Annotated in this window: 19 protein-coding genes and 1 tRNA gene; 12 read left to right on the top strand and 8 right to left on the bottom strand. The window is 69.1% G+C overall.

Annotation, left to right across the window (positions count from 1 at the left end; genetic code table 11):
* The first annotated feature begins 61 nt into the window (after positions 1-61).
* Positions 62-133: transfer RNA gene (locus tag KYK13_RS24285), tRNA-Cys, on the top strand.
* Positions 134-209: 76 nt separating this feature from the next.
* Here KYK13_RS24285 and KYK13_RS24290 read toward each other — a convergent pair.
* The gene (locus tag KYK13_RS24290) at positions 210-1,865 is read right to left on the bottom strand and encodes a nitrous oxide reductase family maturation protein NosD (protein ID WP_370645154.1); all 1,656 of its coding nucleotides are present in this window, start codon (positions 1,863-1,865) and stop codon (positions 210-212) included.
* 22 nt (positions 1,866-1,887) lie between these two features.
* Between KYK13_RS24290 and KYK13_RS24295 the strand changes: the two genes are divergently transcribed.
* The 3 genes from KYK13_RS24295 to KYK13_RS24305 all read left to right on the top strand — a co-directional run bounded on the left by KYK13_RS24295 (position 1,888) and on the right by KYK13_RS24305 (position 6,071).
* Positions 1,888-3,756, top strand: coding sequence for a SpoIID/LytB domain-containing protein (locus KYK13_RS24295; protein WP_223633908.1), 1,869 nt, complete (start codon positions 1,888-1,890; stop codon positions 3,754-3,756).
* A gap of 119 nt (positions 3,757-3,875) precedes the next feature.
* On the top strand, positions 3,876-5,120 hold the full coding sequence (locus tag KYK13_RS24300) for an energy transducer TonB (RefSeq protein ID WP_223633911.1): 1,245 nt from the start codon (positions 3,876-3,878) through the stop codon (positions 5,118-5,120).
* Between the two features lie 51 nt (positions 5,121-5,171).
* Entirely contained in the window at positions 5,172-6,071 is a 900-nt protein-coding gene (locus tag KYK13_RS24305) for a cation diffusion facilitator family transporter (protein WP_223633913.1), read from the top strand.
* A 72-nt stretch (positions 6,072-6,143) separates the two neighbouring features.
* Here KYK13_RS24305 and gcvP read toward each other — a convergent pair whose 3' ends face one another.
* The 3 genes from gcvP to gcvT all read right to left on the bottom strand — a co-directional run bounded on the left by gcvP (position 6,144) and on the right by gcvT (position 10,667).
* Positions 6,144-9,047, bottom strand: a complete 2,904-nt coding sequence (gene gcvP / locus KYK13_RS24310) for an aminomethyl-transferring glycine dehydrogenase (RefSeq protein WP_223633915.1) — start codon at positions 9,045-9,047, stop codon at positions 6,144-6,146.
* A gap of 112 nt (positions 9,048-9,159) precedes the next feature.
* The gene (gcvH, locus tag KYK13_RS24315) at positions 9,160-9,543 is read right to left on the bottom strand and encodes a glycine cleavage system protein GcvH (RefSeq protein ID WP_223633917.1); all 384 of its coding nucleotides are present in this window, start codon (positions 9,541-9,543) and stop codon (positions 9,160-9,162) included.
* A 38-nt stretch (positions 9,544-9,581) separates the two neighbouring features.
* The gene (gene gcvT / locus KYK13_RS24320; RefSeq protein ID WP_223633919.1) at positions 9,582-10,667 is read right to left on the bottom strand and encodes a glycine cleavage system aminomethyltransferase GcvT; all 1,086 of its coding nucleotides are present in this window, start codon (positions 10,665-10,667) and stop codon (positions 9,582-9,584) included.
* A 101-nt stretch (positions 10,668-10,768) separates the two neighbouring features.
* Here gcvT and metF point away from each other — a divergent pair, with 101 nt between their 5' ends.
* Genes metF through KYK13_RS24335 form a run of 3 tightly spaced genes read left to right on the top strand, consistent with a single transcriptional unit; the run spans position 10,769 to position 13,112 of the window.
* Positions 10,769-11,641 (top strand): methylenetetrahydrofolate reductase [NAD(P)H], encoded by an 873-nt coding sequence (gene metF / locus KYK13_RS24325; RefSeq protein WP_223633921.1) that lies wholly within the window; start codon positions 10,769-10,771, stop codon positions 11,639-11,641.
* Positions 11,638-12,060: a hypothetical protein gene (locus tag KYK13_RS24330; protein ID WP_223633923.1), complete on the top strand. Its 423-nt coding sequence runs from the start codon at positions 11,638-11,640 to the stop codon at positions 12,058-12,060. Before metF ends, KYK13_RS24330 begins: the two co-directional genes overlap by 4 nt.
* On the top strand, positions 12,057-13,112 hold the full coding sequence (locus tag KYK13_RS24335; RefSeq protein WP_223633925.1) for a hypothetical protein: 1,056 nt from the start codon (positions 12,057-12,059) through the stop codon (positions 13,110-13,112). Before KYK13_RS24330 ends, KYK13_RS24335 begins: the two co-directional genes overlap by 4 nt.
* A 5-nt stretch (positions 13,113-13,117) precedes the next feature.
* Here KYK13_RS24335 and KYK13_RS24340 read toward each other — a convergent pair whose 3' ends face one another.
* Positions 13,118-14,050 carry an ADP-ribosylglycohydrolase family protein gene (locus tag KYK13_RS24340; RefSeq protein ID WP_223633928.1) on the bottom strand — a complete coding sequence of 311 codons (933 nt, stop codon included), beginning with the start codon at positions 14,048-14,050 and terminating at the stop codon, positions 13,118-13,120.
* Positions 14,051-14,230: 180 nt separating this feature from the next.
* Positions 14,231-15,685: an OmpA family protein gene (locus tag KYK13_RS24345; protein ID WP_223633930.1), complete on the bottom strand. Its 1,455-nt coding sequence runs from the start codon at positions 15,683-15,685 to the stop codon at positions 14,231-14,233.
* A 185-nt stretch (positions 15,686-15,870) separates the two neighbouring features.
* On the opposite strand from KYK13_RS24345, the gene KYK13_RS24350 reads away from it, so the two are divergent.
* Positions 15,871-16,185, top strand: a complete 315-nt coding sequence (locus KYK13_RS24350) for a hypothetical protein (protein ID WP_223633932.1) — start codon at positions 15,871-15,873, stop codon at positions 16,183-16,185.
* Positions 16,186-16,789: 604 nt separating this feature from the next.
* Here the strand turns inward: KYK13_RS24350 and KYK13_RS24355 are convergent.
* Positions 16,790-17,266 carry an SMI1/KNR4 family protein gene (locus KYK13_RS24355; protein ID WP_223633933.1) on the bottom strand — a complete coding sequence of 159 codons (477 nt, stop codon included), beginning with the start codon at positions 17,264-17,266 and terminating at the stop codon, positions 16,790-16,792.
* Between the two features lie 608 nt (positions 17,267-17,874).
* Complete coding sequence (gene folD, locus KYK13_RS24360; RefSeq protein WP_223633935.1) at positions 17,875-18,726, bottom strand: bifunctional methylenetetrahydrofolate dehydrogenase/methenyltetrahydrofolate cyclohydrolase FolD; 852 nt, start codon at positions 18,724-18,726, stop codon at positions 17,875-17,877.
* A 90-nt stretch (positions 18,727-18,816) separates the two neighbouring features.
* Here folD and KYK13_RS24365 point away from each other — a divergent pair, with 90 nt between their 5' ends.
* Genes KYK13_RS24365 through KYK13_RS24380 form a run of 4 tightly spaced genes read left to right on the top strand, consistent with a single transcriptional unit; the run spans position 18,817 to position 22,455 of the window.
* Positions 18,817-19,614 (top strand): TerB family tellurite resistance protein, encoded by a 798-nt coding sequence (locus KYK13_RS24365; protein WP_223633937.1) that lies wholly within the window; start codon positions 18,817-18,819, stop codon positions 19,612-19,614.
* A gap of 24 nt (positions 19,615-19,638) precedes the next feature.
* Positions 19,639-20,346, top strand: a complete 708-nt coding sequence (locus KYK13_RS24370; protein WP_223633939.1) for a Smr/MutS family protein — start codon at positions 19,639-19,641, stop codon at positions 20,344-20,346.
* Positions 20,347-20,382: 36 nt separating this feature from the next.
* The gene (add, locus tag KYK13_RS24375) at positions 20,383-21,375 is read left to right on the top strand and encodes an adenosine deaminase (RefSeq protein ID WP_223633941.1); all 993 of its coding nucleotides are present in this window, start codon (positions 20,383-20,385) and stop codon (positions 21,373-21,375) included.
* A gap of 3 nt (positions 21,376-21,378) precedes the next feature.
* Entirely contained in the window at positions 21,379-22,455 is a 1,077-nt protein-coding gene (locus tag KYK13_RS24380) for a quinone-dependent dihydroorotate dehydrogenase (protein WP_223633943.1), read from the top strand.
* Positions 22,456-22,515 lie beyond the last annotated feature (60 nt).

A 22,515-nucleotide genomic window follows, 5' to 3' on the forward strand; every position in this document is an offset into this window, starting at 1 on the left:
CGGTGTTGCTTCCTTGACCGGCTCCCACGGGGCTGCGTATAAACCCGGCCCCAATCGCTGCGGCGCCATAGCCAAGTGGTAAGGCAAAGGTCTGCAAAACCTTCATTCCCCGGTTCGAATCCGGGTGGCGCCTCACAGACAAAAAGGCCCGATGCGGAAACTTCCGCATCGGGCCTTCTGCTTTTCCGGGGGTGTCTTCCCGAGCGGGCCTAGCAGCCCATCTCCACCGCGCCGATGTCCGGGGCCGCGCCGCAGAAGGGCTGGCCCTCGTCCTGGCCCTTGTCCACTGCGGCCGGGGATGGGGCGAAGGTGTCGGACACCGTCACGTCACCGCCGTTGGAGGTGGTGTCCTTCGTGGCGGCCTTGAAGGCGTCCAGGGCCATGAGTTGGTTGTTGTTCTTGAACTGCGCGCCAGCCGGGTAGAGGTTGTTGCCCATGTGGAGGCCGGGGGCCTGGCCACCGACGTCCACGGTGAGCGGCGCGTCCACGATGTTGTTCTCCACGCGCAGCGCCTCCGTGGGGCCGCCCGTGCCATGGCCCAGGATGATGCCGGCCTTGGCGCGGGTGATGGTGTTGTTCACCACGACGGCGCCCTTGGAGTTCTCCAGGCGGATGCCGGTGCCCTCGCCGCCGCCCGCGTCGGTGATGTCGTGCACGCGGTTGCGACGCACGACGATGGACTGGGGCACGGGGCCCTCGTGGTTGCCGCCCACGGCGATGCCCTTGGCGGCGTCATACAGTTCGTTGTCCTCCACCAGCACGTTGTTGGCGGAGTAGTGGATGACGAGCGCCTCGCCCTTGGCCGTGTCCGTCTGCTGGAAGTGGTGCATCCGGTTGTTGCGGATGACGACGTCGTGGCACGTCTTGATGTCCACGGCGTTCTCCCGGTTGCTGAACAGGTGGTTGTTCTCCACCACCAGGCCCGTGGCGGGCGGCAGTTGGCTGAAGCCCTCCGGGCCCAGGCACTGCACGGAGTCACCGGACACGTCGTGGATGTCGTTGTTGCGCACCGTCAGGTCGTAGGACGCGGGCTGCATCACGATGCCGTGCGAGTCCTTGTTGCCGGTGGTCCGCACGAAGTCGTGGATGTTGTTGTTCTCGACGGTGGGGCCCTTGGCCTGGTTGAACAGGGTGATGCCCGCGCCGCCGGTGCCGTTGTGCACCTCCGAGTTGGCCAGCACCGTGCCCTGCACGTCGCCCTCGAAGCTGACGCCGAAGATGGGCTGTCGGTCCACGTCGATGTCGAACCCATCGATGATCCAGTTCGGGCGGCGCACCTGCACCGCGGCGCCGGAGCCGCTGCCCGGGGTGAGCTTGGGACGGCCCTCTCCCTGGAGGGTGATCTTCGCGTTGGCCGTGCCGGCCTTGGCGTTGTCGCCCAGCACGACGCGCTCGGCGTAGCTGCCCGCGAGGACTCGGATGCGGTCGCCGGGGCCTGCCTTGCTCACCGCCATGGCGATGGTGCGCAGCGGCGCGGCCTCGGTGCCCTGGGCGCCGTCATCGCCGTTGGGTGAGACGACCCAGTCATGGGCGGGCGTGGTGGCGGCGGTTTCCGCCATGGCCTGGGCGCTGACGGCGGGCTGGGGGCCCGGCTCCGCGATGGGCGTGTGGTCCGCATGCGACTGCATCTGCGCGGCGGGCGTGTTCTCCACCGGCTGCACGCCGATGGGCGGCGCCTTGCCGCCCGTGCCTGAACCGCCCGTGCCTAGACCGGCCGTGGCTGTCGCGAGCGTCTGGGGGCCCGGCCCTGCGTTCGAAGAACCGCCGGTTCCTCCGCCAGAACCACCGCCGCTGCCACAGGCGGTCATTCCGAAGAGCAGGGTGCAGGCGGCCAGGGAGGCCACCAGGTTGGGTCGCGTCTTCAATCCGTTGCCTCCAAGAATTCGCATGAGCAGGGGCAACGCACGGCGTTGGGCGTTCTATTCACTGCCGGTCATCCCCGACAAGACGCGCGGGAGTACGAGGGAGAACCGTGACGGTTGGCCCCATGGCGGCTACGGTGCCGCCGCCGTGTCCAAAGCCGTCCTGCTCCTGACCGCCCTGCTGCTCACCTCCTGCGCCGCGCCGGCGCCCGCTCCTTCCCCGGGGACCCGGGGGCTGGGCGAGCCGGAGGTCTCCGTCCCCTCCCCCACCGCCACCGACGCGGGCGTGACGGCGCCCGCCGCCAGTGGCCTGGAGGATCCGCTCACGTCGGGGCTGCCCGGGCCGCAGGACCTGAAGCGCCTGGACTTCCGCAACGGCGAGCCGCGCCTCCCCATCAAGCTGATGGAGGGGCGGGACGTGGTGACGTTCTCCCCCCGCGGCCGCATGCGGCTGCGCTTCGGCGGGCCGGGCGACAAGGTGCTGGACGCGCCCGCGGGCTCGCGCTGGACGGTGCGGGTGACGCAGGGCGAGCCGGCCCAGTGGAGCGCGCGGCTGCAGCTGGGCGAGTTCCGCTTCACGGACAAGGCGGGGCTCGCGGAGGCGCAGGAGGCCTGGCGCGCGCGAGGGCTCGCGGTGCGCACGCACACGCTGGGCTCCGTGTATGGCATCGCGGGGAAGGTCATCGACAACCGGCGCTACCTCCTCCTGGGGGACGAGGCGCTGACGCCCCCGGCCGCCGCGAAGAAGCAGGCGGAGCTGCTGAAGCGCTACGGCCTGCGCACCACCCTCTTCGAGGAGGTGCGCAAGCCCGCCAGCGCCATCCTCGAGCTGATGGACGAGAACGACGCGGTGGTGGGCCTGGCCCAGGACCGGCTGGACGCGGAGACCCCGGACGGCAGCGGCTTCGACGTGCGGCAGGTGGAGTACGGCGTGGGCTACGACTTCCACGCGTTCGAGGACCGCAGCTTCCGGGGCGCGCTCCAGTTCGCGGTGGACCGGAGCGGCAAGCTCGCGGTGGTGAACGTGGTGGGCCTGGAGGATCTGCTCAAGGGCCTGGTGCCGTCCGAAATCTTCGCGCGTGCGCACCCGGAGGCGCTCAAGGCCCAGGCCGTCACCGCGCGCGGCGAGGTGCTCGCGAAGGTGGGCATCAAGCACCTGGCGGATCCGTACCTGCTGTGCTCGGAGCAGCACTGCGCGGTGTACCGGGGCCGCACTGGCGAGGCGGCCAGCACCACCGCCGCGGTGGAGGCCACCCGGGGCCAGGCGCTCTTCAGCCAGGACGGCCGGCTGGTGGACTCCGTCTACAGCGCCGTGTGCGGCGGCCACACCGAGGACAACGACGTGGTGTGGGGCGGCCCGCCCGACCCCAGCCTGCGCGGCCGGCCGGATCTTCTCGAGCCCGCGCCGGACGTGCCCGCCCCGTCGAACCTCAAGGCCTGGCTGGCGACGTCGGACGTGCCCGCCGCGTGCAAGCTGTCCAGCTTCGCGCAGCCGTCGAAGTTCCGGTGGGAGAAGCGCTTCACGCAGGCCCAAGCGGACGCACTCACGGAGAAGCTGGGCGTGGGCTCCCTCCAGGGGCTGGCCCTGTCCGAGCGCGGCGTGTCCGGGCGCGCCCGGCTGCTCACCGTGACGGGCACCCGGGGGGCCACCCAGGTGCGCGGGGAGCTGAACATCCGGCGGCTCTTCGGGATGCTCAACAGCAGCATGGCCACCGTGGAGGCCGAGCGGGACGCCGAGGGCCGGCTCACCGGTTGGGTGTTCCGGGGCGGCGGCTGGGGCCACGGCGTGGGCATGTGTCAGACAGGCGCCATCGGCAGGGCGGAGGCCGGGCAGAGCTATCCGGAGATCCTGCGCTTCTACTTCAACGGGGCGGAGGTGGCCCCCATCTACTGAGATGAACCGGACATTTCCGGAGCACCAACGAAGACGCTCGCGAATCTCTTCCATGTCCCGGCTGTTACGGGCCGCACGTTCGGGACTGTAGAAGCGGTCCGGAGGTTTATCATCAGGCCGTGGGCACGGGTTCCTCGACAGACTGGCGTCAGCGGCGCGCGCGCAAGCAGCGCGCGCCCTTGCGCTACCTGGTGGCGGCCGTCCTGGCGCTCCTCGCCCAGGCGGCCTTCGTGGGCTTCGTGCTCCTGATGTCCGTCGTGCAGGGGAGCCTCCCCCAGGAGAAGCGCCCGGCGCGGCCCACGTCCGTGGCGATGAGGCCGCTCAGCTCCGAGCAGTGGGCGAAGAACCGGGGGCAGGTGGCGCAGCAGCAGACCAAGCCCCGGCCCACGGAGAAGCGCGAGCCCAAGGAAGAGAAGAAGCCGGACGAGACGAAGCCCAACGGCCAGGTGGTGGACGTGGCGCCGGGGAATGATCAGCAGTCCCCGGACGCGAAGTACCTGGCCGAGCACAACAACACGGTGGAGAAGGAGACGAAGGCCCGCGACCAGACGGCCTTCTACCGCAATGCCATGCCCCAGCGGACGGCGCCCCAGAAGCAGGAGGGCACGCCGCAGGAGCAGGTGCAGCCGCCGCGAGTGTCGGGCAACAACGGCCAGGGCGCGGACGACCGGGCGCAGTCCCAGGGGGGCAAGAAGCCCGTCTTCGAGATGCCGGAGACGCGCCGCAAGCAGGAGATCGCCATGAAGACGGATCCGCACGAGCGCGGCCCGGGCATGGCGGTGAAGAACCAGTCGGAGAGCGACCCCAGCGAAGGCAACGCGAAGCGCCTGCGCATCCAGCCCGGCCAGGGCGAGGACAGCGACCAGGAGGGCTCGGCGGGCCGCGCGGGGTCTCCGGGCCTGGCCACGCTGATGCCCTCGCAGGCAGCCATGGACAAGGTGGTGGGCGCGGCGCCCAACGACATGCTCCAGGACCAGGAGGAGGGCGACGGCACCTTCCTCAACACGCGCGAGTGGAAGTACGCCAGCTTCTTCAACCGCGTGAAGCAGAGCGTGGGCATGCACTGGAACCCCAACGAGCAGCTGCGCATGCGCGACCCGACGGGGAACATCTACTCCGGGCGCGACCGGCAGACCCTGCTGTCCATCACCCTGGACGAGCGCGGCGCGGTGAAGGACATCCAGGTGGAGAAGAGCAGCGGCCTGGACTTCCTGGACATGGAGGCCGTGGCGTCCTTCAAGCGCGCGCAGCCCTTCCCCAACCCGCCGTCCGGCCTCCTGGGGCGGGACGCGACGGTGCGCTTCCAGTTTGGCTTCTTCCTGGAGATGGGCGGCGGCCCCCGGATGCGGCTGTTCCGACAGTAGGACGCACGGAGGCCTCGCGGTGGAGGGCCCGGGGCACTACCCTGCCCCACCGTGGAAGCCTCTTTTCTCGACCGCGGCGCCGCGCTCCAGGAGCGCAACCGGAAGGTCCGCTTCGTCCTCCTGGCCATCCTCGTGGCCAACTGGGTGGTGGCCATGGCCAAGCTCGTCTTCGGCCTGATGGCCCAGTCCGCGTCGGTGACGGCGGATGGCCTGCACTCGTTCATCGATGGCAGCTCCAACGTGCTGGGCCTCGTCGCCATGGGCGTCGCGTCGCAGCCGGCGGACGAGGACCACCCCTACGGCCACGGCAAGTTCGAGGCGCTCGCGTCGCTGGGCATCGGCGCGATGATTGGCGTGGGCATGCTGGAGCTGGGGCGCATGGCGTTCGACTCGCTCCTGCACGACAAGCACCCCACGGTGTCGGTGACGATGGCGGCGGTGATGGTCTGCACGCTCGTCATCAACCTGGCCGTGACGCGCGTGGAGCGGCACTACGGGGAGAAGCTGAAGAGCTCGCTGCTGCTCGCGGACGCGCAGCACACGCTGTCGGACGTGTTCGTGAGCATCGCGGTGCTCATCTCCATTGGCCTGGTGGCCCTGGGCTTTCCGCGCGCGGACGGCCTCGTCGCCCTGGCCGTGATGGTCTTCGTGGCACGCGTGGCCTACGGCATCGTCCGGCAGGCGGTGGGCATCCTCTCCGACACGGCGCGCCTGGATCCGGCGCAGGTGACCCAGCACACGCTGTCGGTGGCGGGCGTGCGCTCGTGCCGCGATGTACGCAGCCGGGGCATGGAGGAGAGCGTGTACGTGGACCTGAAGATCGAGGTCGACCCGCAGCTCACCACCGCGCAGGCCCACGAGGTCGCGGACAAGGTGGAGGAGACGCTGCAGGGCGCCTATCCGCAGGTGGTGGACGTGGTGGTCCACGTGGAGCCCGCGAGGGCCCGCTAGAAGAAACACGAAGGCCGCCTTCCGATGCGCTGGAAGACGGCCCCGGTGCGTCAGGTCAGCGAGCTTCGAACGTCACGCGACCTTCTGCTCGGGCGTGTCGTAGTCCTCGATGGGAGGGCACGAGCACACGAGCTTGCGGTCGCCGAGCACGTTGTTCAGGCGTCCCACGGACGGCCAGAACTTGTTGTCGCGCACCCACGGCGTGGGGAAGACGGCCTGCTCGCGGGTGTACGGGCGGTTCCACTCCGGCGCGGTGAGGGTGCGCGCGGTGTGCGGCGCGTTCTTCAGGACGTTGTTGTCCTTGGGCGCGCGGCCCTCCTCCACGTCGCGGATCTCCTGGCGGATGGCGATCATCGCGTCGCAGAAGCGGTCCAGCTCCGCCTTGGACTCGGACTCCGTGGGCTCGATCATCAGCGTGCCCGCCACCGGGAACGACACGGTGGGCGCGTGGAAGCCGTAGTCCATGAGGCGCTTGGCCACGTCCTCCACCTCCACGCCCGCGGTCTTCTTCAGCGGGCGCAGGTCCACGATGCACTCGTGGGCCACCCGGCCGCGCTTGCCCCGGTAGAGCACCGGGTAGTGCGGCTGCAGCCGCTCCGCGACGTAGTTGGCGTTGAGGATGGCCATCTTCGTGGCCTGCGTCAGGCCCTCGCCGCCCATCATCTGGATGTACGTCCAGGAGATGAGCAGGATGCTGGCGCTGCCCCACGGCGCCGCGGAGATGGCGCCGATGGCGTCCGCCCCGCCCGTCTGGATCACGGGGTGCCCGGGGAGGAACTTCACCAGGTGGGCCGCCACGCAGATGGGGCCCATGCCCGGGCCGCCACCGCCGTGCGGGATGCAGAACGTCTTGTGCAGGTTGATGTGGCAGACGTCCGCGCCCACCAGGCCTGGCGCGGTGAGGCCCACCTGCGCGTTGAGGTTGGCGCCGTCCATGTACACCTGGCCGCCGCGCTCGTGGATGGTGGAGCAGATCTCCCGGATCTCCTCCTCGAACACGCCGTGCGTGGACGGGTACGTCACCATCAGCGCCGCGAGCCTGTCCTTGTGCTCGTCCGCCTTGGCGCGCAGGTCGTTCAGGTCGATGTTGCCGTTCTCGTCGCACCGGGTGACGACGACCCGGTAGCCGGCCATCACCGCGGAGGCGGGGTTGGTGCCGTGCGCGGAGGACGGGATGAGGCACACGTCGCGGTGCCCCTGTCCGCGCGCCTGGTGGTAGGCGCGAATCACGAGCAGGCCCGCGTACTCACCCTGGCTGCCCGCGTTGGGCTGCAGCGAGCACCCGGCGAAGCCCGTCACCTGCGCCAGCGCGTGCTCCAGCTGCTCGAAGACGACCTTGTAGCCGGCCGCCTGCGAGGTGGGCGCGAACGGGTGCAGCTTGCTGAACTGGGGCCACGTCACCGGGATCATCTCCGCGGTGGCGTTGAGCTTCATGGTGCAGCTGCCCAGCGGAATCATGGAGTGCGTGAGGGACAGGTCCTTCGCCTCCAGCCGGCGCACGTACCGCAGCATCTCCGTCTCGGAGTGGTAGCGGTTGAAGACCGGGTGCGTGAGGTACGCGCTCGTGCGGCGCTGCTCGGGGAGCAGCGGGCTCTCCAGGCCCTCGGCGACCTCGTCCAGGTTCACCGGGGCGGCGGACTTGTTCGCGCCCTGGATGAAGGCCGCGAGGATGTCCTCCACGTCCTTGGCGCGCGTCGTCTCGTCCAGCGCCAGGCCGAGCGTCTTCTCGTCGATGCGGCGGAAGTTCATCCGCGCGGCCTCCGCGGCGGCCAGCACGCCCCGCACCTGCGCGGGCGTCAGCTCCACGCGCAGCGTGTCGAAGAACTGCTCGTGCTTCGGCTTGAAGCCCAGCTTCGTCAGGCCGCGCGCCAGCACCACCGTGAGGCCGTGCACGCGCTCCGCGATGGCCTTGAGCCCCTCCGGCCCGTGGTAGACGGCGTACATGCCGGCCATCACGGCCAGCAGCACCTGCGCGGTGCAGATGTTGCTCGTGGCCTTCTCGCGGCGGATGTGCTGCTCGCGCGTCTGCAGCGCCATGCGCAGCGCGGGCCGGCCCTGCGAGTCCTCGGACACGCCGATGAGGCGGCCCGGCATCACGCGGGTGTACGCGTTCTTCGTGGCGAAGAAGGCGGCGTGCGGGCCGCCGTAGCCCAGCGGCACGCCGAAGCGCTGCGCGCTGCCCACCACCACGTCCGCGCCGAACTCGCCCGGCGGCGTGAGCAGCGTCAGGCTGAGCAGGTCCGCCGCGACGACGAGCAGGCCATTGGCCGCGTGCACCTTCTCACCGAAGGCGCGGTAGTCGTGCACCGCGCCGTCCGTGGCCGGGTACTGCACCAGCGCGCCAAAGAACTTCTTCTGGGACAGGTCCACCGTGCGGTGGTCGCCCACGACGACCTCCACGCCCAGGGGGAGGGCCCGCGTGCGCACCACGTCCACCGTCTGCGGGTGGCAACCCTCGGAGACGAAGAACACGCCGCCGGTGCTGTCGCCCTTGGCGTGCATCGCGAGCGCCATGGCCTCGGCCGCGGCGGTGCCCTCGTCGAGCAGGGAGGCGTTGGCCACCTCCATGCCGGTGAGGTCCGTCACCATCGTCTGGAAGTTGAGCAGCGCTTCCAGACGGCCCTGGGCGATCTCCGCCTGATAGGGCGTGTACTGGGTGTACCAGCCCGGGTTCTGGAAGATGTTGCGCAGGATGACGTTGGGGACGTGGGTGTCGTGGTAGCCCATGCCGATGAAGGACCGGAACACCTGGTTCTTCGCGGCGATGGCCTCCAGCTGCGCCAGCACCTCGTTCTCACCCTTCCCCGCGGGAAGCCGCAGGGGCTCCTGGGAACGGATGGCGGGGGGCACGGCGCTCTCGATGAAGGCATCGAGCGACGTGACGCCCAGCGTGGACAGCATCTGCTTCACTTCAGGGGTCTCCGGGCCGATGTGCCGGCCGGCGAAGGACTCCTGGTACTTCCAGTTGAGGGACATGGTCGGAAGGGCTCGCGTGAGGTGCGTCAAGAAGGTCGGCGTCCGAGCGGGCTCGGTGCCACATGGAGCGTCTCTAACAACCGGGACGCCGGACTTCTTGCGCGCGCGGTGGCTACTTGGTGTGCGGCTCGTAGGCAGCGGCGTCCAGGAGCTTGTCCACCTGGCTGGCGTCCGAGGGCTCGATCTCCACGATCCACCCCTTCCCGTACGGGTCGGAGTTGATGAGGGACGGGCTGCCCGTGAGGTCCTCGTTCACCTTCACCACGGTGCCGGAGATGGGGGCGTACAGGTCCGAAACGGCCTTGGTGGACTCGATGACGCCGAAGTTCTTGCCCTCGGTGAGCGTGGCGCCCAGCTTCGGCAGCTCCACGTACACGACGTCGCCCAGCGACTCCTGGGCGTGGTGCGTGACGCCCACCACCACGGTCTTGCCCGTGGCACGGGCCCACTCGTGCTCCTTCGTGTACTTCAGGTCCTGCGGGATGGTGTCAGACATGGAGGCGGCTCCTCGCAACAGGTGCGAACGGGAGGGAATCAGGACTTCTTGAGGAAGGGGGTCTTGACGACGACGGCGGGCACGGCGCGGCCGCGGATCTCCACGTCGAAGGTGGAGCCTTCCGTGGCGAGGTTCGCGGGCACGTAGCCCATGCCGATGGACTTCTTCACCGTGGGGCCCATGGTGCCGCTGGTGACCTCGCCCACGCGGGCGCCGTCCTTGAGGAGGGGGTAGCCGTGGCGCGGGATGCCGGCGCCCGTGAGCTCGAAGCCCACGAGCTTGCGCTCCACGCCCCTGGCCTTCTGCGCGACGAGCGCGTCCTTGCCGATGAAGCCGCCCGCCTTGTCCAGCTTGACGATCCACCCCAGGCCCGCCTCCAGCGCGGTGTGCGAGTCGTCGATGTCATTGCCGTACAGCGCGTACTTCATCTCCGTGCGCAGCGAGTCGCGCGCGCCCAGGCCGCAGGGCTTCACGCCGTCCGGCTGCCCGGCCTCCAGCAGCGCGTCCCAGAGCTTCACCGCGTCGCCGGCGGCGCAGTACAGCTCGAAGCCGTCCTCGCCGGTGTAGCCCGTGCGGGAGATGATGGCCTTCACGCCGGCCACCTCCCCTTCGGTGAAGCGGTAGGTGCCCACCTTGGACAGGTCCGCCCGCGTGAGGCGCTGCACCAGGTCCACGGCCTTGGGGCCCTGGATGGCGATCTGCGCGAACTCGTCGCTGCGGTCCACCGGGGTGACGCCCTCCGCGCGCGCCTTCATCCAGGTGAAGTCCTTCTCGCGGTTGCTCGAGTTGACGCAGATGAGGATGCGCTCGGGGCTGAAGCGGTAGGCGACGACGTCGTCGACGAAGCCGCCCACGTCGTTGAGCAGGCCCGCGTAGACGGCCTGTCCGTCCTGGATGCGGGCGAGGTCGTTGGAGATGAGCCGGTTCACGGTCTCCAGCGCGCCGGGGCCGGTGAACTCAATCTCCCCCATGTGGGAGACGTCGAAGAGGCCGACGGCGTTGCGCACGGCTTCGTGCTCGCCGATGACGGACGAGTACTGCACCGGCATGTCCCAGCCCGCGAAGTCGACCATGCGGGCCCCCAGTTTGCGGTGGGCCTCGTTGAGGGGCGTACGCCGGGTCATTGACATCTCCATTGGACAGGGGGGAGGTGAAACGGCGCGGACTATAGCGGCGCACCTTCTCCGATCAAGGCCGACGCGGAAGGGACTAAGCTGCCGCGAACATGAAGATCCGCAACTGCCTCAACCCCTCCAAGCCGAGCTTCTCCTTCGAGTTTTTTCCTCCCAAGACGGACGCCGGCGTGGCCTCGCTCCTGCGCACGGTGGAGGAGCTTGCGCCGCTGGAGCCGGGGTTCGTGTCGGTGACGTACGGGGCGGGCGGGAGCACGCGCGACCGGACGGTGGAGTTGGTCACCCACATCAAGCAGCACTCCGGCATCGAGGCGATGGCGCACCTGACGTGCGTGGGGCACACCCGCGACGAGCTCCGTGACGTGCTGCGCCGGCTCGACGCGGCAGGCATCGAGAACGTTCTCCTCTTGCGAGGGGACCCGCCCCAGGGGCAGGCGACCTTCGAGCCGGTGCCTGGGGGTTTCCGCTACGCGGAGGAGTTGGTCCGATTCGTCCGAGAAGAGGATTTCAACTTCTGCATCGGGGGTGCGTGCTATCCGGAGGGCCACGTGGAGACGGCGTCGCGCGAGGACGACCTCAAGCACCTGAAGGCCAAGGTGGATGCGGGGATGGACTTCGTGGTGACGCAGCTCTTCTTCGACAACGCCTTCTATTTCGATTTCGTGGAGCGGGCGCGGCGGGTGGGCATCAATGTCCCCATCGTTCCCGGCATCATGCCCATCACCAACTACGAGCAGGTCCAGCGCTTCACGCGCATGTGCGGCGCGACAGTGCCCATGCGCCTGGCGTTGCAGATGGAGCGCGTGAAGGATCAGCCGGACGCGGTGGTACAGCTGGGCGTGGCGCACGCCACGGTGCAGTGCATGGAGCTTCTGGCGCGCGGCGTGCCGGGCATCCACTTCTACACACTGAACAAGTCCCCCGCGACGCGGATGATCGTGGGCGCGCTGAAGGTGCGGTCATGAGCGGTCCGGGTCCCCAGCTGGCGCCGAATGATCCGCGCTTCAAGATCTTCCAGATCGTGCGCTTCCCGGCGTTCTTCCTGCTCATCGTGGGCGTGCTGCACGTCGCCTTCAGCCTGCTGGGCGCGACGCTGGCGGCGCTGAAGGTGGCGTCGCCCTTCTCGACGCCGGGGCAGGCGCCGGTGGTGCTGGAGTTCACGGTGGGTTTCTCGCTGGCCATCGTGGGCGGAGTCCTCTGCGGGCTGCTGGCCATCTGGGGCGCGTTGAACGCGATGAAGCTCAAGGGCTACGGCCTGGCGACGGTGGGCGCCATCTGCGCGATGTACACGCTGACGCCGGGGTGCTTCATCGGCGTGCCGGTGGCGGTGTGGATGCTCTTCACGCTGCGCCGTGAGGGGGTGCGCGAGGCCTTCGCGCCATGAGCCCGCGCGCCGTCCGCACGGTGCGCTTCGTGCTCACGGGGCTGGGCCACGTGGGTGTGCCGCTGCTGGAGATCCTCCAGTCGCGCGCGTCGCTGCTGATGGAGCGCTACCGGCTGGAGCTGTTGCCGGTGGGGCTGGCGGACTCGGGTGGAGCGGCGGTGGCGCCGCAGGGGTTGGACATCGGGGCGGTGCTCGCGGTGAAGCGGGCGAGGCACTCGGTGGCGTCGCTGCCGGTGGTGGGGCGTCCGGGGATGAGCGGGCGCGAGCTGGTGCGCGAGGTGAAGGCGGACCTCCTGCTGGAGGCCACGCCCACGAGCTTCCAGGATGGACAGCCCGGGTTGGACATCACGCGGGAAGCGCTGATGCGGGGCATGGCGGCGGTGCTCGCGAGCAAGGGGCCGCTGGTGTTGGGGTTCCAGGAGCTGGCGCACTTGAGCGACCTGGAGTCGCCGGGCCGCCCTCCCCTGCGCTTCAGCGCGGCGGTAGGCGCGTCGATGCCGCTGGTGAACGTGGGCCGCAGGGACCTGGCGCTGGGGAAGTTGGGCCGGTTCGAGGGCGTGCTCAACAGCACCAGCCACCTGCTCCTGTGCCGCATGGCGGAGGGCAGGACGTACGAGGCCGCGCTGGCGGAGGCGCAGGCGCTGGGCATCGCGGAGACGGACCCCACGCTGGACGTGGATGGTTGGGACACGGCGGGCAAGCTGGTCATCCTGGCCAACGCGGTGATGCGCGTGCCCACGGCGCTGAAGGACGTGTCCGTGACGGGCATGCGTGGCGTGACGCGGACGGCACTGGACGCGGCGAAGGCGAAAGGCGGCCAGGTGCTGCTGCTGGCTCGCGGGGAGCCCGTGGGCCCGGAGCGGTGGGAGTGGAGCGTGAAGCCCACCGCCGTGGACGCGGCCCATCCCCTGGCCCGGCTGGGCGCGATGGAGATGGGCGCGGTGTTCCGCAGCGACCTGCACGGCGTGAACACCGTCATCAACGGTGAGCAGGGCGCCCGGGGCACGGGCGCGGCGATGTTGAAGGACGTACTCGAAATCTTCCCGGACTGAGGGCTTCAGCCCAGGGACTTCATGAGCCGCTCCAGGAGCGGCTCCACGAGTTCCTGTCCGCGCAGCTGGGAACGCCAGCGGTGCGGAATCCCGTTCAGGCCGTGGATGAGGCCCGCGATGCCGCCCGCGACCGCGGCCGTCGTGTCCGTGTCGTGGCCCAGCCGGATGGCGGATCTGACGACCTCTTCGTAGGTCTTCCCGTTCGCCACGCAGGCGCGAGCGGAGCGCAGGCAGTCCACGACGTAGCCGCCGCCCGTTCCCGGTGCCGGGTCGTCTGGACGGATGTGCGCCTCCAATTCCTCACGCTGGGGAAAGCCTTCCACGTACAGGTCGCGGAAGGTGGCCACGGCTTCGGCCCAGGGATCCGCGGTGCCTTCCAGGATGCGGCGGGCCCAAAGACAGTACAGCGCGCAACACACCTGGGCGCGCATGTGGCCATGCGTGACGCGCGATTGAGCCATGGCATCCGAGACGAGCGCCGCGTCCTTGCCCTGGTGCCACAGGGCCAATGGCAACACACGCATCAGTGAACCATTGCCATTGTCCATCGTGCCATTGGGGCCCGCGAGCATTGCCGGGGTGCCGTCGCGCAGCCGGCGCAGGGCTGTGCTGGTCTGGATGCCCACGTCGAACACGTCGCCGTCGACGGCGAGGTAGCCCCAGTCCTGCCAGTTCACCAACCGCCGGCCCAGGTCCTCGCAGTCGAGCCGCTTCTGATACGTCAGTGAATCCAGCAGGCACAGCGCATGGGCACCGTCATCCGACCACGTGCCCGGTGGGACACGGTGATGCGCGCGATCAAACCCAGGCGGCGGGTCGTATTCGATGGCCTCCGGAGGCGGAATCCTCTCCGGCCGGTGGAACTCATAGGGGACGCCCAACGCATCGCCAATGAGCAACCCATACAACCCTCCCGCAATGCGCTCCTCGCGGTTCATCCTTCCCCCTCCTCTCGGGTTCATGAAGCAACCATAGTGTACCGATGACACCATCGCTTTGAAAGCGGGGCGCGGGGGCGGTGAGGGGTGCGAGGCCGCTCCGGGAGCGATGCGGTCCAAACCTGTCCGACAGTCGGACAGGTTCGTGCCGTGCGCCATCGCCAGGGAGGTCCCTTGGACTCAGGGAGGAGGCGGCGCGGGGATGGACCGGGCTGAGGTGGGCTCGCCCAGGATCAACAGCAGCTCCGCGCGGCGGTTCTCTCCCCGACCGGCCCGCGTTCCGTTAGAGCCCGCCGGCCGGCGCGCACCGAGTCCTCGCGCCTCCAGCCGCTCGGCGGGGACACCCTTTCGCACGAGGTAGTCACGCACCGCTTCCGCGCGGGCCAGGGACAGGCGCTGGTTGGAGGCGGACGAGCCCTCCACGTCGGTGTGCCCTTCAATGACGACGCGCGCCACTTCCGGATGCTCGAGCAGCACCCGCGCCACCTGATCCAGGACACGCGAGCGGCCCGGCAGGGTGGTCGCGCCGACCTCGAAGAAGACCTGACCATGGAGGACGAGCCGCTCGCGTGTCAGTGAGACGAGCGGGTCAGCGGACTCGGGGCAGCCACCATGCTCTCGGGTTCCCTGCTCGTGGATGCAGGCATCCAGTGTGTCCACGACGCCGTCCCCATCCGTATCGGTCTCGCTCCAGGCCTCCTCCGCAGACGGCTCGGGCCTGGAGGGTTCGGAAGGTGTGGGCTCAGGTTCGAGCTGGGGTTCAACAGGGGCGCGTGGCAGCCCCTGGACCAGCTCGTAGACGATGTCCTCGGGGGGAGGAGGCGGCGGTTTGTCGAAGAGCAGCGCCAGTCCCGCGAGCACCCGGAAGCGCGGCGTCCCCGGCTCCGAGCCCAGGCCCGCGCCGCCCATGGCGAAGAACTCCCAGGGCCGGACGGGTGCGTAGCGCAGGCCGCCCAGGAGCTCGCCACTGACGCGCTGCTGTCGCCAGGAATACGCGCCGAGCGCGGACACCTCCGCGCGGAAGGCATAGCCCACGGTCAATCCCGCACCCGCGCGAAGCTCGTTGCCCACGCCGTTGATGCGCTCCACGGAGGAGTCGGACACCGCGCGACGCAGGAGTACGCCCAGCTCCAGCGCCGGAGCCACCGCCCCCCAACGCTTGCCCATCATGATCCGCCCCTGGCCGCGGATACCCCGGTCGCGAGCGAGCGCGCCAGAACCACCGACGGGGAGCCGCGCGTCCAGGTCGAGCGCCAGATGGAAGGCTTCGGGAGCGGAGGTCCCGAGCAGACCCAGCCGGGCCGCGAGCCTCGGCGCGCCCAGTCCGCTGCGTGACGGCGAGGCAATGGACAGCGAGGTGCTCAGGTCCGCGCCACTCTGATGGATGACACCCGGAAGCTGGGCCTGAAGCTCCAGCCAGGGCAACACACCGACAGCCAACGACACCAGTCCTGTGGTCCGGGACAGGACCAGCGAGGGCTCCAGCAGTCCGTTCGGGATCCGCAGGGAGGAGTGCTGGTAGTGCGCCATCAAGGAGATGCGCAGGTCCCCGGGCGCCAGCAGCTCCCCGTTCCCCATCGTCAAGGGACCCAGGCCCGGGTTCGGGTCCAATCGCTCCAGCGAGAACGTGGGCAAGGGCGTGGCGTCCTGGGCACGCGCGGGGGTGGCAAGTAGCAGCAGCCCCAGCGCGGCTCCGCCCACTGCGCATCGGTGCAAGGCCGGACCCATGCGCGCATCTTCCGTCAGGTCCCGTCCGGGGCGAAGGGGAATGGCGGCTAGACTCGCTCCGCGACGCCCCTGCATCGCCTGGAGACACGCTCATGCAAAAGCAGCTGTCAAAGAGGTCATGTTCCCTGATGGTTGGCGCGTTGCTGTTCACCGCCTGCGGTCCCGACGCCGCCCAGGAGGTATCGCCAACGGATCAGGCCTCGGCGTCGAGTCGCCCGGTGCGCGCCATGGCTCCGCCGAACAGCTGTGATGAAAGCGTGGATGTCGGCTGGTGTCGCGTCTACAGCGACCGTGTGCCCTGCAATAACGGCATCGAGATGTATGCCATCTGGACGCCGGATGGCTGGTGCATCCAGCGCGACGTCTGCAAGTACAGCCAGGGCCCCGAACTCATCTGCCCTCAGTAACCCCGACCCGGAATTCCAGGCTAGACTGTACCCGCGGTCCCCATCCCGTCGCGGAGACAGCCATGCAATGGAAGACATTAGCGAAGTCAGTGGGCCGGGCGTTCGGTTCCGCCCTGCTGCTTGTCGCTTGCGGACCTGAAGCAGCGCAGGAGACTCAGGCCTCGCAGTCAGACAGCCGGGTGCACGCCATGGCACCACCAACCAGCTGTGACCCGGACATCGACATCGGTTGGTGCCGGGTTCCCACCGGAAGTGTCCGCTGCGCCGACGGCTTCAACATGTATGCCTATTCGACGCCAGACGGTTGGTGTATCCGCTACGACGCTTGCAAGAGTCACGGCGGCCCCTACGTCTGCGGTCTGTAAGCGAAGTTGCCTCACCGCCCTGCTTCGTATCGGCAGGGCGGTCCAACCATCCAAGTGCTCCCGCGAGCCGCCAGCTGACTGAAGACACCTCAGCACATTCGCGAGAGCCCCCTGCCAGGCTCGAAGGAAGCGCCCTCGTTCCACTCCGATCCGGCCTCGTCCCGTCTGGCAACCCGCAGCACCAACGACGCTCACCTGAGCAGGCCGGACTTCCTGGAAGCACGTCAAACACCCTCACCTCACTCCTTGGCCCCCAGGGACTCGCGTAGGGAATGGATAAAGCTGGAGAAGTCAGGGGCAAGGATGAGGACGCTCCTGTCCTCGTCCACGTAGACGACACGCGGCTCACCGTGTGGGCCACATTCGCTGTAGTCGAGCATCACGGTGTCGTGCCCTGCAGAAGGCGTGTGGCAGATCACCAGTCCAATGTCCGGGTATCCCCATTCCTGGACCATGTACGCACTGCCCAGTTCGCCATCGAGGCCATCCTCAAAGCCAATTCCCAGCAGGGTCGAGATCTCGATGTGATCGGGCGCCCAGGATGTCGGTGCGGTCGTACGAATGCAGCGTCGGACAGGAACGCCGCCATTGCGCTCACGCAGGATGGCCACGTACGCCGGAGGCAGGCGACGTTGAAGCGTTGCCTCCGCGCGAGCCACCATCGCGTCGGTGAGTGGCGGTCCCGACCCAACTGGCTCGGCGATGAAGAAACCCATGAGCACCTCCTGGATGAGAGCTGAAGGCACCCGCATAGCAGTCGCCTTCTACAATGAATTTGGATGCGACCGCGCATCCATCACGAATGACATTCGGGTGTCACATCCACGTGAGGCTCTATTCCTTGGCTCGCTGAAGCGCCAGGTGCTATCCGGCGCGCGCATGCGAAGCCCCCTGCTCTGCATCTCAGCCCTCGCATTGCTTGGCCCCGCGTGCGCCACCACTTTTCCCACTGTCGAGCGCAATGGCTTCCAACTCGGAGCCTCCACCTGGGGAAGCGACGAGCGAGCCATCCGTTCGCAGGCCTCATTCACCACGAGCTGCCCCTCGGAGCAGCTTGAGCTCCAGGTCCTGTCCGTGGCGGGAAACCCGAAGTCTCCCAGCGACGCACGCGGTGTCGGCGTGACGGGCTGCGGCCGGAAGACGAGCTGGGTCCGGCTCGCGAACGGCGCCTGGGTCATCAACAGCGACGGAACCAGCGCACCATAGCAAGCGTGGTGGGCTCCGCATCCGTAAGCCCACCCCACCGATGGCAATGGACCGCGAGAGTTCTCGCGGTCTGCCGACGCTCCATCCCGGACGCCTGCATCCGGGGCTTGGACCGCGGTTACTTCCCCGCGCGCTGAGCCGCCTCCAGCGTGTTCTTCATCAGCATCGCAATCGTCATCGGGCCCACGCCACCCGGCACCGGCGTGATGAACGAAGCGCGCTCCGCCGCGGCGGCGAACTCCACATCGCCGACCAGCTTCCCATCGGCCTTGCGGTTCATGCCCACGTCGATCACCACCGCGCCGGGCTTGATCCACGCGCCCTTCACCAGCTCCGGAACGCCCACCGCCACCACCAGGATGTCCGCCTGCGCCACCTCCGACGGCAGGTCGCTCTTGCGGTGGCACACCGTCACCGTCGCGTCCTTCTGCAAGAGCATCAGCGCCTGCGGCTTGCCCACGATGTTGCTGCGGCCCACCACCACCGCGCGCTTGCCCGCCGGATTGCACCCCACCTCTTCCAACAGCCGCATCACGCCGTAGGGCGTGCACGCCCGCGTCGCCGGGCGGCCCAACAGCAGGTTGCCCGCGTTCATCGGGTGGAAGCCGTCCGCGTCCTTCTCCGGCTTCACCGCCGCGATGATGGCGTCCGCGTCGATGTGCTTGGGCAACGGCAGCTGCACCAGGATGCCGTGCACCGCCGGGTCCTCGTTCAGCCGGTGCACCAGCGCCAACAGCTCCGCCTGGGTGATGTTCTCGTCCGGGTGGTGCTCCCAGGAGTTGAAGCCCACCTCCTCGGCGGCCTTCTTCTTCCCCGTCACATAGATCTTGGACGCCGGGTCCTCCCCTACGCGCACCACGGCGAGCCCCGGGGTGATGCCGCGCTCCGCCTTCAGGCGCGCCACCTCCTCCTTGATCTCCGCCCGTACGCGCGCCGCCACTGCCTTGCCGTCAATCAACTGAGCCGTCATGAGCCCCACCTTATGCAAGACTGGCCCGGCACAAGGGAGTGAACCGAAGGCATGGGCGCGGGAAAAGTTCTCGGGGCGATGTTGGGTCTCATGGCCGGCCTCCTCCTCGGCGGGCCCTGGGCCATCGTGCTCGGCCTCATCGTGGGCACGGCCCTGGGGCACTACTTCGACGAACAGCACGCCACGCCTCCGGACTTCCCGGAGTTGTTCAGCGACTTCCCCGCCACCTTCGAGCCTCCGCCCAAGCAGGCCCCCCTCTCCCAGGGCCCCGGCGAGTTCCCCATCGTCCAGGCCCCCGATGAAGACCCGCTCGACCGGGACATCACAGCCCTCTTCGTGGACGTGGCCCGCGCCGACGGAGAGATGCGCCGCGAGGAGGTCCGAGAGGTCCGCCACTTCTTCGAGCAGGTCCTCCACGCCGACACCCACACCGTCCAGGCCGTGCGCCGTCACCTCAAGGACTTCCTCTCCCACCCCACCACCCTGGACGCCCCCGCCGCCCTCGCCTCCTGCCGGGACTCCCTGCCTTCGGGCGAACGGCTCCGCCTGTTGGACTCGCTCTATGAGATGGCCCTCGCGGACGGTCCCCTCCAGCGCTCGGAACGCGAGGCCCTGAAGCGCATGGCCGTGGGCCTGGACGTCCCGGACGCCAAGGCCCAGGCCCTGGCCGAACAACACCTGGGCGACGCCACCGCCCACTACGAGACGCTGGGCCTGCCTCCGGAGGCCACCGACGCGGAGGTGAAGAGCGCCTACCGCAAGCTCGCGGCCCGGTACCACCCGGACAAGGCCAGCCACCTGGGCCCCCGGGCCGCCGAGCAGGCCGCCCGTCAGTTCCAGGCCGTGCGTGACGCCTACGAGGAAATCCGCAGGCTGCGCGGCCTGTAGCCCGCGTTAGAAGACAGGAATCCCATGAGCCAGCGTCCCCCGAAGAAGAAGGAAGCGGAGTTCCAGAACAACCCGTTCAAGTCCGCCATCAAGACGCTTCAGGATCAGCAGAAGCAGGAGAAGGAGGCCGCTGCCGCCGCCGAGGCCGCGAAGAAGAAGGCCGCCGCCGCGCCGAAGCTCGCGAAGGCCCCCAAGGCCCGCCCGGAAGACGACGACGTGGGCCTCTTCTTCGCCGCCATGGACGGCGTGAAGCAGGTGACGAACCGCGGCCAGGCCCCGCAGGTCAACCCGCGCCTGCCGGAGATCATCGACGACAACGCGGAGGCGCTCGCGCAGCTGTCCGACCTGGTCGCCGTGGACGGCCCGCTGTCCTTCACCGGCTCCGACGAGTCCTTCGAGGGCGCCTCCCCCGGAGTGGATCCCAACCTGCTGCGTTCACTGCGCCGGGGCGACTTCTCCGTGCAGGACCGGTTGGACCTCCACGGCAAGACGCAGCGCGAGGCCCAGGCCGCCGTGGAGCGCTTCCTGTCCGACAGCCGCCGCGCCAAGCGCCGCTGCGTGCTCATCGTCCACGGGCGCGGTTTGAATTCCAAGGATCAGATCCCGGTGCTCAAGGACGCGGTGAGGGATCTGCTGTCGCAGAAGCGGCTGGAGCGCATGGTGCTGGCGTTCTGCACTGCCCGTCCGCAGGACGGCGGAGCCGGCGCGGTCTACGTCCTGCTGCGCCGATAGCTTTACGCGTGGCCGTGGCTGTGCATACATGCCGCCATGGTTCGCGACCTCATTGACCTCCACATCCACGTGGGTGGCGCGGTGGCCCCGCACATCCTGTGGTCCATCGCCCACCAGCAGGGCTTCAAGCTCCCCGTCAAGAACTACTTCGACTTCGTCGAGCTCATCACCTCCCGCCCGGGCAAGGTGGGCAGCCTCGACGACTACCTGAAGATCCTCCACACCTGGACGGAGAAGATCCAATCCTCTCCCAGCGCCATCGAGCGCTCCGTCTACGAGGTGATTGGCAAGGAGTACCGGGGCAGCCGCGTCACGCAGATCGAGCTGCGCTTCAACCCCATGAAGCGCAACCTCTCCAGCGAGCTGGACCTGGACCACATCATCCACGCGGCGCTGCGGGGCATGGACCGGGCGGTGCTGGAGTACGGCGTGAAGGTGGGCCTCATCTTCTGCCTGGCCCGCGAGTTCGACCACAAGCTCAACAGCATCATCGTGGAGAAGGCCATCAAGTACCGCTCGCGCGGCGTGTACGGCATCGACCTGGCCGGCACCGAGCGCGACGCGATGGAGCACAAGCCTTCCCTCGCGGAGTATGAGGACCTCTACGCCCGCGCCCGCAAGGCGGGCCTCAAGTGCACCGTGCACACCGGCGAGACGGCCGGCACGGGCGCCAACGGCCTGATGGCGGTGGTGGAGAAGCTCAAGCCGAACCGCATCGGCCACGGCATCCGCGCGGCGTACGACGAGTCCGCGATGAAGGTGCTGCGTGAGAACAACATCACGCTGGAGCTGTGCCCCACGTCCAACATCCACACCAAGGCCGTGGAGGACCTGCAGGAGCTCAAGCACATCATGCAGACCTTCTGGGACCGCAAGGTGAAGTTCACCATCAACACGGACGGCCCCTACCTGCTGGAGACGGACATGCGGCGGGAGATTGAAATCGTCGAGTCCAATGGCCTGCTCACGACGGAGCAGGTGGACCAGGCGCTCGCGTGGGCGCGCGAGGCGTCCTTCATCCCGGGCTGAGCCATGTACGGCCTGACTCGCGCACTGCTCTTCACGCTGCCCCCGGAGCCCGCGCACCGGCTGGGCATGACGGGGCTCGCGGCCCTGGGGACGTGGAACGCCCGCTGCCGCGCCATGCGCGAGCACACGCTGCGCCGCGCCCCCATGGACCTGTCCGTGGAGCTGGCGGGGCTGAAGTTCGCCCACCCGGTGGCGCTCGCCGCCGGGTTGGACAAGGACGCGGAGGCCGTGGACGGGCTGTTCGCCTGCGGCTTCTCCGCCGTGGAGATTGGCACCGTCACGCCCAAGCCCCAGCCGGGAAACCCGAAGCCACGCCTGTTCCGCCTGCCGGAGCACCGCGCGGTCATCAACCGCATGGGCTTCAACAACCACGGCGCGGCCACCGCGGCGGAGCGCCTCAAGGCCCGCACGTGGAAGCCCGGCCCGCTGGGCGTGAACATCGGCAAGAACAAGGACACGCCGCTGGAGCGCGCGGTGGATGACTACGTGGCCTGCGTGGACGCGCTCGCGCCGCTGGGCGACTACGTCGTCGTCAACGCGTCCTCGCCCAACACGCCGGGCCTGCGCAAGCTGCAGGAGCCGGAGCAGCTGTCCGCGCTGCTACTCGCGGTGCGCGAGCGGATGGAGGCGGTAGCCAAGGGTACGCCGCTGTTCCTGAAGATCGCCCCGGACCTCACGCCGGAGGCCGTGGACGAGGTGGTGGACGTGGCGATGGCGCGCGGGCTGTCCGGGCTCATCGCCACCAACACCACGCTCACCCGCCCCGTGGAGCACGTGCACGCGAAGGAGGCCGGCGGCCTGTCCGGCGCTCCCGTGCGCGAGCTGTCCAACGCCGTCATCCGCCGCGCATATCAGCGCAGCCGGGGCGCCCTGCCCCTCATCGGCGTGGGCGGCGTGTTCACCGCGCAGGACGTCTACGAGAAGCTGCGCGCGGGCGCGACCGTGGTGCAGGTGTATACGGGCTTCATCTACGAGGGCCCGGGCATGGTGGACCGCATCCTCCCGGAGCTGGGCGCCCTGCTGACCCGCGACGGCTTCGCGTCCGTGCGCAACGTGATCGGCGTGGACGCGGCCGCGTAGTCGCTCACGCACGAGCCCGTTTTGCGGGGCTTGCTTGCTCTTCCACCTGCTGTCCGTGCC

Origin of the sequence: Corallococcus sp. EGB, assembly GCF_019968905.1 — a bacterium.
GTDB lineage: Bacteria > Myxococcota > Myxococcia > Myxococcales > Myxococcaceae > Corallococcus.